The organism is Pantoea sp. AS142 (genome assembly GCF_037152305.1).
Classification (GTDB): Bacteria; Pseudomonadota; Gammaproteobacteria; order Enterobacterales; family Enterobacteriaceae; genus Pantoea.
Genome location: NZ_JBBCMO010000001.1, coordinates 288,387 through 302,456, shown reverse-complemented (window position 1 = coordinate 302,456; position 14,070 = coordinate 288,387). Strand labels below are relative to the sequence as shown.

At 55.6% G+C, this 14,070-nt stretch carries 13 protein-coding genes; 1 reads left to right on the top strand and 12 read right to left on the bottom strand.

Going from position 1 to position 14,070, the window contains the following annotated elements; all coding sequences use genetic code 11:
• From sucA to sdhC, 5 genes are all read right to left on the bottom strand, one after another.
• Window positions 1–2,808: a 2-oxoglutarate dehydrogenase E1 component gene (sucA, locus tag WFO64_RS01550; protein WP_337008359.1), complete on the bottom strand. Its 2,808-nt coding sequence runs from the start codon at window positions 2,806–2,808 to the stop codon at window positions 1–3.
• 200 nt (window positions 2,809–3,008) lie between these two features.
• A complete protein-coding gene (locus WFO64_RS01545) occupies window positions 3,009–3,725 on the bottom strand; it encodes a succinate dehydrogenase iron-sulfur subunit (RefSeq protein WP_013357144.1) in 717 nt (238 codons plus the stop codon).
• Window positions 3,726–3,739: 14 nt separating this feature from the next.
• Window positions 3,740–5,506, bottom strand: a complete 1,767-nt coding sequence (gene sdhA / locus WFO64_RS01540; RefSeq protein ID WP_337008357.1) for a succinate dehydrogenase flavoprotein subunit — start codon at window positions 5,504–5,506, stop codon at window positions 3,740–3,742.
• The gene (gene sdhD, locus WFO64_RS01535) at window positions 5,507–5,854 is read right to left on the bottom strand and encodes a succinate dehydrogenase membrane anchor subunit (RefSeq protein ID WP_095707549.1); all 348 of its coding nucleotides are present in this window, start codon (window positions 5,852–5,854) and stop codon (window positions 5,507–5,509) included.
• On the bottom strand, window positions 5,848–6,237 hold the full coding sequence (gene sdhC, locus WFO64_RS01530; RefSeq protein WP_029519433.1) for a succinate dehydrogenase cytochrome b556 subunit: 390 nt from the start codon (window positions 6,235–6,237) through the stop codon (window positions 5,848–5,850). Before sdhC ends, sdhD begins: the two co-directional genes overlap by 7 nt.
• A 633-nt stretch (window positions 6,238–6,870) precedes the next feature.
• Between sdhC and WFO64_RS01525 the strand changes: the two genes are divergently transcribed.
• Complete coding sequence (locus WFO64_RS01525) at window positions 6,871–8,154, top strand: citrate synthase (RefSeq protein ID WP_337008355.1); 1,284 nt, start codon at window positions 6,871–6,873, stop codon at window positions 8,152–8,154.
• Window positions 8,155–8,414: 260 nt separating this feature from the next.
• Here WFO64_RS01525 and nei read toward each other — a convergent pair whose 3' ends face one another.
• From nei to pxpB, 7 genes are read right to left on the bottom strand one after another with little or no spacing between them, the layout of a single operon-like run.
• On the bottom strand, window positions 8,415–9,203 hold the full coding sequence (gene nei, locus WFO64_RS01520) for an endonuclease VIII (protein WP_337008353.1): 789 nt from the start codon (window positions 9,201–9,203) through the stop codon (window positions 8,415–8,417).
• An 11-nt stretch (window positions 9,204–9,214) separates the two neighbouring features.
• Entirely contained in the window at window positions 9,215–9,862 is a 648-nt protein-coding gene (gene pcp, locus WFO64_RS01515; RefSeq protein ID WP_337008351.1) for a pyroglutamyl-peptidase I, read from the bottom strand.
• 6 nt (window positions 9,863–9,868) lie between these two features.
• Window positions 9,869–10,885 (bottom strand): DUF979 domain-containing protein, encoded by a 1,017-nt coding sequence (locus WFO64_RS01510; RefSeq protein WP_337008349.1) that lies wholly within the window; start codon window positions 10,883–10,885, stop codon window positions 9,869–9,871.
• On the bottom strand, window positions 10,864–11,613 hold the full coding sequence (locus WFO64_RS01505; protein WP_337008347.1) for a DUF969 domain-containing protein: 750 nt from the start codon (window positions 11,611–11,613) through the stop codon (window positions 10,864–10,866). Before WFO64_RS01505 ends, WFO64_RS01510 begins: the two co-directional genes overlap by 22 nt.
• 53 nt (window positions 11,614–11,666) lie before the next feature.
• Window positions 11,667–12,404: a 5-oxoprolinase subunit PxpA gene (gene pxpA / locus WFO64_RS01500; RefSeq protein ID WP_337008346.1), complete on the bottom strand. Its 738-nt coding sequence runs from the start codon at window positions 12,402–12,404 to the stop codon at window positions 11,667–11,669.
• Window positions 12,394–13,323 carry a 5-oxoprolinase subunit PxpC gene (gene pxpC, locus WFO64_RS01495; protein WP_337008345.1) on the bottom strand — a complete coding sequence of 310 codons (930 nt, stop codon included), beginning with the start codon at window positions 13,321–13,323 and terminating at the stop codon, window positions 12,394–12,396. The genes pxpA and pxpC overlap by 11 nt, the downstream gene beginning before the upstream one ends.
• Window positions 13,317–13,973 carry a 5-oxoprolinase subunit PxpB gene (gene pxpB / locus WFO64_RS01490; RefSeq protein WP_337008344.1) on the bottom strand — a complete coding sequence of 219 codons (657 nt, stop codon included), beginning with the start codon at window positions 13,971–13,973 and terminating at the stop codon, window positions 13,317–13,319. Before pxpB ends, pxpC begins: the two co-directional genes overlap by 7 nt.
• Window positions 13,974–14,070: the final 97 nt, after the last annotated feature.

Sequence of the window (14,070 nt, the reverse complement as noted above, 5' to 3'; positions counted from 1 at the left end):
TTAATTAACGTTCAGCGCGTCATTAACCAGGTCTTGCTGCTGTTGTTGGTGTACGGACATGTATCCCACGGCCGGAGAGGCGGATGCCGGGCGGCCTGCATAACGTAAGGTGGCACCAAACGGCACAACTTCACGGAAATGATGCTGGCTGCAATACCAGGCACCCTGATTCAGCGGCTCTTCCTGGCACCAGACGAAATCCTGCACGTGAGAATACGGTTTTAAGGCTTCCTGAACCGCGTGATGCGGGAACGGATAGAGTTGCTCGACGCGCACGATAGCCACATCGGTCTGCTCATTTTTACGACGCTGATCCAGCAGGTCGTAATAGACTTTACCGGAACAGAGCACGACGCGTTTAACACCCTGCGGATCAAGATCGTCGATTTCGCCAATCGCCGGCTGGAAACTGCCGTTAGCCAGTTCATCCAGCGTGGAGATTGCCAGCGGATGACGCAACAGTGATTTCGGCGACATCACAATCAGCGGACGACGCATCCCACGCAGTGCCTGACGACGCAGCATATGGTAAACCTGCGCTGGGGTAGAAGGCACGCAGACCTGCATATTCTGCTCAGCGCAGAGTTGCAGGTAACGCTCCAGACGCGCAGAGGAGTGCTCTGGCCCCTGACCTTCATAACCGTGCGGCAGCAGCATGACCAGGCCACACATCCGGCCCCATTTCTGCTCACCGGAGCTGATGAACTGGTCAATAACAACCTGTGCGCCGTTGGCGAAGTCACCGAACTGTGCTTCCCAGATGGTCAGGATACGCGGCTCTGCGGTGGCATAACCATATTCAAAGGCCAGTACTGCCTCTTCTGACAGCACGGAGTCCCACACTTTGAACTGGCCCTGACCACTGTGCACATGGTGCAGAGGGGTATAGGTTGAGCCGTTCGCCTGGTTATGCACCACAGCGTGACGGTGGAAGAAGGTTCCGCGACCGGTATCTTCCCCCGACAGGCGCACCGGAATACCTTCATCAACCAGCGTGGCGTACGCCAGGTTTTCCGCGCCGCCCCAGTCAAAGGCTTTCTCGCCTTCTGCCATCAGTCGACGATCGTTGTAGATTTTGGCAACACGCGACTGTACTTCCACCTCTTCAGGGACCTGGCTGATACGCAGCGCCAGCTCCTTCAGACGTTTCATGTCGACCTGAGCCGGATAAGGCTCATCCCACTCATGATTCAGGTAAGGCGACCAGGTAAAGGAGTGCAGGCTCATTGGACGCCATTCCGGCACCACACATTCGCCCGCATCCAGCGCATCACGGTAAAGATTGACCATTTCGGTCGCATCTTCCTGCGTGGCAACGGCTTCACCTTCCAGACGGTCGGCATAGATTTTGCGCGGCGTCGGATGTTTTTTAATTTTCTGGTACATCAGCGGCTGGGTCGCACTTGGCTCATCCGCTTCGTTATGACCATGACGGCGATAGCAGACCAGATCGATAAATACATCACGCTTAAAGGTGTTGCGATAATCAAGCGCCAGACGGGTCACAAAGGCGACCGCTTCCGGATCGTCAGCATTGACGTGGAAAATCGGCGCCAGCACCATTTTGCCGATATCGGTGCAATAAGGAGTAGAACGCGCATCTTTCGGGTTGGAGGTGGTAAAGCCCACCTGGTTATTGATCACGATGCGAACGGTACCCCCCACTTCATAACCGCGTGCCTGCGACATGTTCAGGGTTTCCTGTACCACGCCCTGGCCAATCACGGCTGCATCACCATGAATAGTGATCGGTAATACTTTGTTGCTGGCGGGCTCATCCAGGCGGTCAAGACGGGCGCGAACAGACCCCATGACCACCGGGCTGACAATTTCCAGATGCGACGGGTTAAACGCCAGCGCCAGGTGAACCAGGCCGCCTTCGGTGTCCACGTCAGAGGAGAAGCCCATATGGTACTTCACGTCACCGGTGCCAAGATGTTCTTTATGCTTACCGGCGAACTCGTCGAACAGATCCTGTGGCTTTTTGCCCAGCACGTTGATCAGCACGTTGAGACGGCCACGGTGTGCCATACCCAGTACAACTTCACGGGTACCGCTCTTACCGGCATGACGGATCATTTCGCGTAGCATCGGGACCAGCGCATCGCCGCCTTCCAGCGAGAAACGTTTGGCGCCCGGGAATTTCGCGCCGAGATATTTTTCCAGCCCTTCTGCCGCGGTCAGCTCTTTCAGGAAACCTTTTTTCTCTTCATTGCTGAAGGATGCACGGCCCGCGACCGACTCAAGACGCTGTTGAATCCAGCGTTTCTCATCGGTGTTGTTGATGTGCATATATTCTGCGCCAATCGAGCCACAGTAAGTCTGCGTCAGCGCCCCGAACAATTCGGCCAGCTTCATAGTCTCTTTGCCGATGGCAAAAGAGCCAACGTTAAAGCTTTCCTGAAAATCGGCCTCGGTCAAATCGTGAAAAGCGGGATCGAGATCGGCTACCCGGTCCTGTTTCCACAGGCCGAGGGGATCAAGATTTGCGTGCTGATGTCCGCGGAAACGAAACGCGTTTATCAGCTGCAGCACTTTTACTTGCTTAGAGTTGGTTTCCGGATCGGAGACAGATGAGGTGTAACGAGATGCATCTTTCGCCAGGCGACGGAAATACTCACGTGTGGTGGAGTGAAACTGCTCAGGTTTCATTCCGGTGCCCGGTAACTGTTGGAACATCGAGCGCCACACTGCATCGACAGAGTCAGGATCGGTCAGGAAATCCTCATAGAGCTGCTCTATGTAAGACTGATTCGCGCCGGCCAGCCAGGAAGAGTCCAGCCAGGGCTTCATCGCGCTGTTCTGCATTGTGATCCCTTAAGCATTGCTATGCTTTTTTGAGGTTTCATTTGTTGCCGCTTTCGCGGTTTGCCGTAGTGAGTTCAGCGATACGAGCACTTTGCGCAGCGCGCGTGGCCCGTAAGGGAACCTTTGTAAACGTGGTAATCACCGCGCTTACAAAGGCTTCCGTAAAACACCGGGAACCTGAGGTTCCCGGCAAAGACTCATTATGCGCCGCGCTGCAGCAGCATCGACTTGATATGGCCGATGGCGCGCGTCGGGTTCAGCCCCTTCGGGCATACGCTCACACAGTTCATGATGCTATGGCAGCGGAATACGCTGAAAGCATCATTCAGATTGTCGAGGCGCGCATCGGTTTCGGTATCGCGGCTGTCAATCAGGAAGCGGTATGCGGCCAGCAGGCCGGCAGGACCAATAAATTTCTCAGGATTCCACCAGAATGATGGGCATGAGGTTGAGCAGCAGGCACAAAGAATACATTCGTACAGGCCATCCAGGTGTTCGCGCTCGTCCGGCGACTGCAAATGCTCACGAGCTGGCGGATTTTCCCCATTATTCAACAGGAAAGGCTTAATTTTCTCATACTGTGCATAAAACTGGCTCATGTCTACGACCAGATCACGCACAACCGGTAAGCCAGGCAATGGTCGGATAACAATTTTCTGTTTGCCGTTGCCCAGTGCCGAGACGGGCGTAATGCAGGCCAGTCCGTTCTTACCGTTCATGTTGAGGCCATCGGAGCCGCAGACACCTTCACGGCAGGAGCGACGAAACGCCAGAGTCGGATCTTTCTCTTTCAGGCGAATCAGCGCATCCAGCAGCATCATGTCGCGACCATCTTCCGATTCCAGGGTGTAATCCTGCATGCGCGGCTTGTCATCAACATCCGGATTGTAGCGATAAATTGAAAACTCAAGTCTCATGATCGTCTCCGAAATTAGTAGGTACGCACTTTCGGCGGGAAGGCCGCGCGCAGTTTCGGCTGCATGTTCACCTCACGGCGCGTCATGCTTTCGGTTTCCGGGACATAAAGGCTGTGGCACAGCCAGTTTTCATCATCACGATCCGGGAAGTCGAAGCGACTATGCGCACCGCGGCTCTCGGTACGGTAGTTAGCCGCCACCGCCGTGGCAAAGGCCGTCTCCATCAGGTTGTCCAGCTCCAGGCACTCAATACGTTGCGTGTTGAAATCAGGCGAGCGGTCATCCAGACGCGCTGACTTCAGGCGCTGGCGAATCTCTTTCAGCTCTTCCAGACCTTGTGCCATCGCATCGCCTTCGCGGAATACAGAGAAGTTATTCTGCATGCAGCGTTGCAGCGCTTTACGAATCTCAACCGGATCTTCACCGGTGGTGTTGTTTTCCCAGCGGTTGAAGCGCGCCATCGCCACGGCGATCTCATCTTCTGTGGCATCACGCAGTTCGCCCTGCTCCTGAATACTTTCCAGCAGATGCAGACCCGCAGCACGGCCAAAGACCACCAGGTCGAGCAGTGAGTTACCGCCCAGACGGTTAGCACCATGGACCGATACACAGGCAATTTCGCCGACAGCGAACAGGCCTGGGATCACCACATCTTCGCCCTGCTCATTCACGCGCAGTGCCTGGCCGGTCACTTTGGTCGGAATACCGCCCATCATATAGTGACAGGTTGGGATCACCGGAATCGGCTCTTTCACCGGATCGGCGTGAGCAAAGGTGCGTGACAATTCAAGGATGCCTGGCAGACGTGACTCAAGCACCTCTTTACCCAGGTGATCCAGTTTCAGCTTGAGATGTGGACCCCATGGGCCGTCACAGCCGCGGCCTTCACGGATTTCAATCATCATCGAGCGCGCAACCACGTCACGGCCCGCCAGATCTTTAGCGTTCGGCGCATAACGCTCCATGAAGCGTTCGCCATGTTTATTCAGCAGATAGCCACCTTCACCACGGCAGCCCTCCGTGACCAGCACCCCCGCACCCGCGATACCGGTTGGGTGGAACTGCCACATTTCCATATCCTGCACCGGTACGCCCGCACGCAGTGCCATACCCACGCCGTCGCCAGTATTGATGTGTGCATTGGTCGTGGACTGGTAAATACGGCCCGCGCCGCCAGTAGCCAGAATGGTTGCCTTCGCTTTGAAATAGACCGTTTCGCCGGTCTCGATGCAGATAGCCGTACAACCCACTACCGCGCCATCGGCGTTTTTCACCAGATCCAGCGCATACCACTCAGAAAAGATGGTAGTTTTGTTTTTCAGGTTCTGCTGATAAAGGGTATGCAGCAACGCGTGACCGGTACGGTCAGCCGCAGCCGCCGTACGTGCCGCCTGCTCACCACCGAAATTCTTCGACTGGCCCCCAAACGGACGCTGATAAACGCGACCATCATCCAGACGCGAGAAAGGCAGGCCCATATGCTCCAGCTCAAGAATCGCCTCCGGGCCGGTTTTGCACATATATTCAATCGCATCCTGGTCGCCGATATAGTCGGAACCTTTGACGGTGTCGTACATATGCCATTCCCAGTTATCTTCATGGGTATTACCCAGCGCAACGGTAATACCGCCCTGCGCAGATACGGTGTGGGAACGGGTCGGGAAAACTTTAGATAACAGGGCGCAGCTCTGGCCGGCCTGGGAGATTTGCAGTGCGGCCCGCATTCCTGCGCCACCTGCGCCGATCACCACGGCATCAAACTCTCTGATTGGCAAACTCATTTACACACCCCACACCACAACAAATCCATAAATCGCATACCACAACAACGCCACGACAATCACAAATTGCAACAGCAAGCGGGCTGGCAGTGATTTGACGTAGTCTGTTAACACCTGCCACATGCCAATCCAGCCGTGGATCAAAATGGAGAACAGCGTCAGCAGTGTGAACACTTTGGTGAATGCGGAAGCGAAAAAGCCACGCCAAAGATCATAAGTCAGCGTGTCTGTCATCACCACGAAACCGAGGATGTAGACAATGTAGAGCGTAATGAGAATTGCAGTTGCCCGCAGCAGCAGCCAGTCCTGAATGCCGTTGCGACCCAAAGCGGATGCATTGCTTACCATACGAGGACTCCCGCCAGAATTGCCAGCACGACAGTGATCACAAAAGTCATATGAGCAGAACGCTTACCAACCTGCAGCGTTTCAGCCAGATAACCAAAATCCATCAACATATGACGAATCCCGCTCACCGCGTGATAGGCCAGCGCCGTTAAAATGCCCCACATAATGAACTTCGCGAAGAAGCCATCCATGATGGACGCAGCGTGCTGGAAACCTTCAGGAGAAGAGAGAGAAAGACCGAGCAGCCACAGCAGGATGCCAATAGCAACTAATGTGATTACGCCGGAGACACGGTGAAGAATGGACGATATTGCAGTAACGGGAAACCGGATCGTCGAGAGATCCAAGTTGACAGGTCTTTGTTTTTTCACGGTTTTGCCCACACAGCTCTTTTTTATTTTGCTTCCTCCGGACCTGAGGCGGAGTCTAATCACAACGCGTGGCAGACTTAACCGTCACCAAAAAAGCAACATCCAGTGTTAATTGACGCGGTAGTAAACGCTGGGTGGCTCCTGGTGTCAGGGTGTTCCGGAGACCTGCCTGGAGTATAGAAGGATCACATTCTGATTACAATTCCCCTACAAACTCTTTGGTATATTTTAGGTGGAACAGTGATCCTACTCACGATTTTCACAATTGATACAAATTTAATTATCTGATTTGACAATAGTTCAACAATTCAGTTACAAACTAAGCCTGGAAATTCCTATGATGCACAAAAGTTATGGGGATACACTTTCACCTAAGCGCAAGTTATGTAACATTGCGATAAAGAGCTTTTAAAAAGCATCAGGTTATTGGTTACCAAGAAGTTATGTCCTGAACGGATCTTTAACAACCGCGATATGCAGCATGTCCATGGCTCACCGGTTCCCGCCAGGAACGCGCCGCTCACTCTGTACCCTGCACCGGCTTTATCCCCGCAGAGTGATACTGTGTAGTTTTGCCAACCGCAACATGAACGCGTTTCAGGTGTCTAAAGATCCTTACCTACATAAGGCGCTATGGAGACGAAAATGACAGATAAAAAAGTAACGCTAACTCTACAAGATGGAACATCTATTGAACTGGACGTGCTGAAAGGCACGCTGGGCCAGGATGTGGTTGATGTCCGCGCTCTGGGTTCAAGTGGCCTGTTCACCTTCGATCCCGGTTTTACTTCTACAGCGTCCTGCGAATCTAAAATCACCTTTATTGATGGTGATGAAGGTATTCTGCTGCACCGTGGTTTCCCTATCTCTGAGCTGGCGACCCACTCTAACTATCTGGAAGTCTGTTACATCCTGCTTAACGGCGAAGCGCCAGACCAGAAACAGTTTGATGAGTTCCGCACGACGGTTACCCGCCACACTATGATTCATGAGCAGATCACCCGCCTGTTCCACGGTTTCCGTCGTGACTCTCATCCGATGGCAGTAATGTGCGGCGTCACTGGCGCACTGGCTGCGTTTTACCATGATTCGCTGGATGTAAACATTGAGCGCCACCGCGAAATCGCGGCATTCCGTTTGCTCTCTAAAATGCCGACCATGGCAGCGATGTGTTACAAATATTCTATCGGCCAGCCGTTTGTCTATCCGCGCAACGACCTCTCTTATGCGGGTAACTTCCTGCACATGATGTTCGCGACACCGTGCGAAGAGTACAAAGTGAATCCTGTGCTGGAACGCGCCATGGACCGCATCCTGATTTTGCATGCTGACCATGAGCAGAATGCCTCAACCTCGACCGTACGTACTGCGGGTTCAAGCGGCGCGAATCCGTTTGCCTGTATCGCCGCCGGGATCGCCTCCCTGTGGGGACCGGCGCACGGCGGTGCGAATGAAGCGACGCTGCGTATGCTGGAAGAGATCAGCACCGTTGAGCACATTCCGGAATTTGTTAAACGCGCCAAGGACAAAAATGACTCATTCCGTCTGATGGGCTTTGGTCATCGCGTTTATAAAAACTACGATCCTCGCGCGACCGTGATGCGCGATACCTGCCATGAAGTCCTGAATGAGCTGGGTATGAAGGACGACCTGCTGGAAGTGGCGATGGAGCTGGAGCACATTGCGCTGAACGATCCTTACTTTATCGAGCGCAAACTCTATCCAAACGTGGATTTCTACTCAGGGATTATTCTCAAAGCAATGGGTATTCCATCCTCCATGTTTACGGTGATCTTCGCAATGGCCCGTACGGTTGGCTGGATTGCACACTGGAAAGAGATGCATGATGAAGGCATGAAGATTGCCCGTCCGCGTCAGCTTTACACCGGTTATACCGAGCGCGAGTTTAGCTCACAGCTGAAAAAGTAAGATTCGGTTGATAGCGGAGAGAGATCTCCGCTGAGCCCGTTGAGAAGCCTGCATAGGAGTTAATCTGGCCGCAACGATTAAATCCAACGCGCAGATAACACGGTCAGAAGAGGAAAGCGTCCCGCGCCATGGATGGCGAGGGCCGAGCATGACAGGGATGTCGGCCTTCGCGTCTTTCCGATCTGACCGTGTTATCTGAGCAGGCTCGGTCTCACAGCAACCTGTGTCTGCCCTCACACGCTTTTGCCTTTATCCCCTTTCTATCTCTGGCAACCTGGACACCAGTAAAAAGGCCGTGATGAGAGCGTCCCCTTTTCAATCATCGTGCCACAGCGTCTGCATTTCCTGCCTTGGCGATGAAATACTTCAAACTGAAATGCCGCTTCCTCATGATATTTCTTCATGGTTCCACGCATACGGTAGGCATGACGCGGTACCGAGAGCAGCGCCTCACTGAATGCAGTCAGCTGATCTTCACTGAGCGTCTGCGCCCGGTGCTGCGGCAGCAACTGTGCCAGCCAGAGAATTTCGGCACGCAGGTAGTTTCCCAGTCCGGCCAGAAAAGCCTGGTCCAGCAGCAGACCACTGAACTGTCTCCGCCGGAAACGGGGTGAAAGCAGCCGATCTTTCACCTCCTCTACTGTCAGCGCGCTGTTCAGCACATCCGGTCCGATGCGGGTAAGAAACGGATGCGCCGCCAGCGTATCCGCGTTAAGCAGTTCAATCTCTGAGGCGCTGTAGAGCAGAATCGCTTTGCCTGCCGTTGCCAGCCGCACCCGCAACTGACGCGTGGTATTCAGTTCGGTATCGGGTTTCACAATGCGCCAGACACCATAAAGCTGATTATGACTGTACAGTGTCAGGCCATTGCTGAAATGAGTCAGCAGCGCTTTGCCCCGCGTTTCAATCGCCTGTACTTGCTCACCAATCAGTGAAGGTTCGTAGGTTTTGAGCTGAGGAAACGCGAACCATGCCTCCGTTAAAGGCTGACCTACAATAGCGGCTTCAAGTTTATCCGCCACGCGGCGAATTTCCGGTCCTTCAGGCATCGTTCATCCTTTTAATGGGTGGCACCGCCAACCTGTTTAATATCGTCGCCGGTCTCCAGCGTGACCTTTACCGCAATCTCCAGCGCCTGAATAATGGTCTCCACCGCCATGCTCGGCGCGCCGGGGTGCTGCGCCGCCTGTTCAGGCAGATAGGGAATATGGATAAAACCGCCCCGCGCTGGACTTTGATGCTGCTCAAGCCAGTGCAGCAGGCCATACATCACCCGGTTACAGGTAAAGGTGCCTGCGGTTTGCGAGACAGATGCAGGTATACCCGCCTCGCGCACCGCCGCCACAATCGCTTTGATTGGCAAACGGGAGAAATAGGCTGCCGGGCCGCCTGCCACAATCGGCTCATCCACCGGCTGGTAACCGGTGTTGTCAGGGATACGGGCGTCATCGACATTAATACCGATGCGTTCAACAGTAATGTCGCTGCGGCCACCCGCCTGCCCTACAGACAGCACCGCATCCGGTTTGACCTCTGCCAGAGCCTGATTCAGCACAGTGAGTACCTGACTGAAGACCACCGGCAACCGGCGGATCACGATTGTCGCCCCGCTAATCTCTTTGCCTTCCAGCGCGCGCACCGCTTCCCATGAAGGGTTAATCGTTTCCCCGCCAAAAGGTTCAAAGGCGGTCATCAGGACAGTTTTCATGCGGCCTCACAGAAACATCAGGAAATAGAGCAGGAAAATGTTAACGATTAACAGTAGCACACCGGTCGGAATCTGAGCCTTGATCACCGCGTTCCGATCGGGCAGTTCCAGCAGCGCCGCCGGGACAATATTGAAGTTGGCCGCCATCGGCGTCATCAGCGTGCCGCAGTAGCCGGAGAACATGCCAATCGCCGCCATCACCGCTGGGTTTCCGCCGTGCTGCAATACCAGAATCGGAATGCCGACGCCTGCGGTGATAATCGGAAACGCCGCAAAGGCGTTGCCCATGATCATCGTTAACAGCGCCATCCCGACGGCATAGACCGTTACCGCGACAAAGCGACTATCTACCGCCAGCCAGGTTTCCGTCAGGTGCGCAATGGCATTGCCCACGCCGGCGCTGGTAAACAGCAGTCCCAGGGTGGCGAGGATCTGCGGCAGGATAAAGGCCCAGCCAATCGAATCCAGCAGGCGGCGGGTCTCCTGCATCGACTGCACCGCTTTTTCATGGGTTAGTTTTAATGCCACCAGCCAGCCAATTATGCAACCTACCATCATTGAAAAAAGTGTGACCAGCGTGGCGTGATTACCGGGACCGAACACCGCATCCTGTAAACCGGGAATATGATTAAACGCCAGCACACCGACCACGGTCACAACCGGAATCGCCAGCGCAGGCAGAAACAGTTTATTGCGCAGACGCAACGCACTGGCCTGTTTCTCTTCATCGCTGCGCTGATGATAGCGCCCCAGCCGGACACCGCCAAAACCCGCAATCAGCGCCATCACCACCACAATCACACCGATGCCGATGTGCAGCATACGGGTCCCGTCCGCGGCCGATCCCCGCCAGGCACTCATCAGTTGCGACGTCCAGTCACCGACCAGGAAAACCAGGCCATATAAGGCCCAGAACAGCCCGGTGGTAAATCGACGTGGATTCGCGCTGTCACGCCAGGAGAGAATTGCCACCACCAGCAGAATAATGCCCGCCAGCCACATCAGATACTGTTGCTGGAACATGACTCGCCTCCTTTGGCTTTCAGCGCCTGACTGTTCAGCAGCTGTAGCTCACGCGCCAGTTGACGGTCCAGGCGCACCAGACGCGCAGAATGGATCAGGAACGCGGCAATGGCGGTCGGAATGCCCCATAAGGCAATGTGCAGCGGTTCAGTCTGAATCCCGGCCGACGCCTGCATAAAGTTATGCATAAAGATAATCGCGCCAAATGCCACGAAGATATCCTCACCGAAGAAGAGGCCAACGTTATCGGTCGCCGCTGACATCGCGCGCAACCGATGGCGCAGCTCAGGTGAGATCTCGCCATAGCGGTTTTCAGTTGCCCCTTCCGCCATCGGTGCCAGCAGCGGACGTACCATCTGTGGATGTCCGCCGAGACTGGTTAACCCCAGCGCGGCGGTCATTTCGCGCACCAACAGGTAGACAATCAGCAGGCGTCCGGCTGTTGCCGTTTTGATCTGTGCAATCCATGCCTGCGCCCGCTCTTTCAGTCCGTGACGCTCCAGCAGACCAATGACCGCCAGCGGCAGCAGCAGAATCAACGGCAGGTTACGGGTGTTCAGAAAACCCGCCCCGAGCTTTTCCAGAATGTCCGCCAGCGGCATCATTGCGGCCAGACCGGTTACGAATCCAGCGACAATGACCACCAGCACCGGATTGAACCGTAACAGGAAGCCGACGACGATGGCGGCGATGCCCAGCAATGGCCAGAGATTTACTGCACTATCCATGGATTTCCCTCAGAGTTGAAAAACCCGGCATACGCCGGGCTAAATGTGGTTATTCAGTTGCTGGTGACACGAATCTGCTGATCGGCAAACGCATCACGCAACCGCTGTGCAAATTGCAGGGCGTGCGCGCCGTCGCCATGTAAGCAGACGGTCTGTGCATTCACCACAATCCATTCTCCACTGATACTTTTGACTTTGCCCTGCTGCACCATCGTCAGCGTCTGACTGATAGCAAGATGTTCATCTTCAATCAGTGCGCCCGGTTCGCTGCGCGGCACCAGCGCACCGCTGCTTTGATAACCACGGTCAGCAAACACTTCCTCCCGCGTGCGTAAGCCATAGTGTGCTGCAGCACGGATCGATTCGCTGTTAGCCAGTCCCACCACAATCAGCTGGCTGTCAACTGCCCGGATAGCGCGGGCAATGGCGTCAGACAGCACCGGGTCCGTTGCGGCCTGGTTATAGAGCATGCCGTGGGGTTTGACGTGAACCAGTCGCGCACCTTCGCTTTCTGCCAGGCTTTTCAGCGCGCCAATCTGATAGATCATCTGGGCGTAGACCGTTTCCGGCGGCAGCTTCATGGGGCTGCGGCCAAAGTTATCCCGATCGGGAAAGGCTGGATGCGCACCCATCGCGACGCCATATGCCTGTGCCCAGCGTACCGACTGCAGCATAGTCTGCGCATCACCTGCGTGAAAGCCACAGGCAATGTTGGCGGAACTTACCAGTTGAAGCAGCGCCTGATCGCTGGCACAGCCCTCGCCCAGGTCAGCGTTTAAATCAATTTTCATTGAGTCCCCACATCATCTGATCCAGTGCGCGTTGCTGATGCTGACGAGCCATCATCGCGTCCGGCAGGGTGCAGTGAATAAAGTGAATCGGTTCACCCAAACGGATTTGCGCCAGGTGGTAGAGATCGGCTTCGATAACCGAGGCGATGCGCGGATAGCCGCCGGTGGTCTGGGCATCTGCCATCAGCACGATGGGCTGTCCATTCGGCGGTACCTGAATCACACCTGGCAGCACGCCGTGCGACAGCAATTCGCGTGGGCGCTCACGCTTAAGCTCACGTCCCTCCAGTCGGTATCCCATCCGGTTACTTTGCGGGCTGAGTTTCCATGCGGTGCGCCAGAGCGCCTGCTGCGCTTCGCGGCTGAACTCGTGATACTCCGGGCCAGGTAATGCGCGAATGCGGTTCCCCCACAGCAACTGCCGCACCCCGACTTTGCGATCGAACGTGCGAGTCGGTTTACCCAGCGGGATTTGATCGCCATCCTGTAAAGCGCGCCCCTGGAATCCGCCAAATTTTGCTTTAAGATCGGTGCTGGCAGAGCCGAGCACCGCCGGGATGTCGAAACCGCCCTGTACCGCCAGATAGCTGCGCATGCCGCGCTGCGGCATCGCCAGCGACAGGACCTGTCCCCGTTTTACGGGCGTGCGCCAGCCAGTCCATACCGGTTGACCGTCAAGCTCCGCCTGACAACCTGCGCCGGTCAGCGCAAACCAGCCATCGCGGGTAAATTCTGCTTTGAACTGGCCGAGAACCATCTCAAGCACGGCGCTGTCAGGAGCATTGCCTACCAGCACGTTGGCAGTGAACATGGCGGGCTGATCCAGCACCCCGCCAGGACTGATACCATACTGGCGCCAGCCGTAGCGGCCAGCATCCTGAATAGAGGCAGCCAGCCCGGCTCGCAGAATGTTCAACATACGCCCTCCTGTTGCGGCACAAAGCGGACTCTGTCACCGGGCCGGAGCAGCACGGGCGGTTGCTGCAGCGGATCAAACAACGCGGTGCGCGTCTGGCCGATCAGCTGCCAGCCGCCAGGCGATGCGAGCGGATAAACACCGGTCTGGCTGCCGCCGATGCCAACCGAACCGGCTGGCACGCTAACCCTGGGTTCTGCGCGACGCGGCGTGTGCAGGCGCGGCTCCAATCCGCCAAGATAGGGGAAACCGGGCTGGAAGCCGATAAAGAACACGACATAGTCGCTGCTGCTATGCAGCTCAACCACCTGACGAGGCATCAGCGCGGCATGTTCTGCCACCCCCGCCAGATCGGGGCCAGACTCGCCGCCGTAGATCACCGGGATCTCTATCTGACGCGACTCTGGCAACTGCGCTTCACTCTCTTCCCACCAGCGCTGAAGCCGCTCTATCGCGTCCAGCGCGCTCTGCTGAGGATCACGCAGGATCAGGGTGATGTTGTTCATGCCGGGAATCACCTCCAGCACGCTGGCATACGACTGCAGCCGCTGGTTCAGCCCCCAAATACGTTGCTGGCTCTTCAGGGAGACCGGCGGTTCCAGTTCCAGCACGACAGCGCGTTCACCCAATAAATAACACCGTGCTCGTTGCAACAGCTACCTCCCGCTCAGTTGAGATCGCGCCTGGCCGGCCTTCCCGGACCTGCCCATTGCTTATCGACTTAAAGCAAACAGTTATGCGAAAGTGACA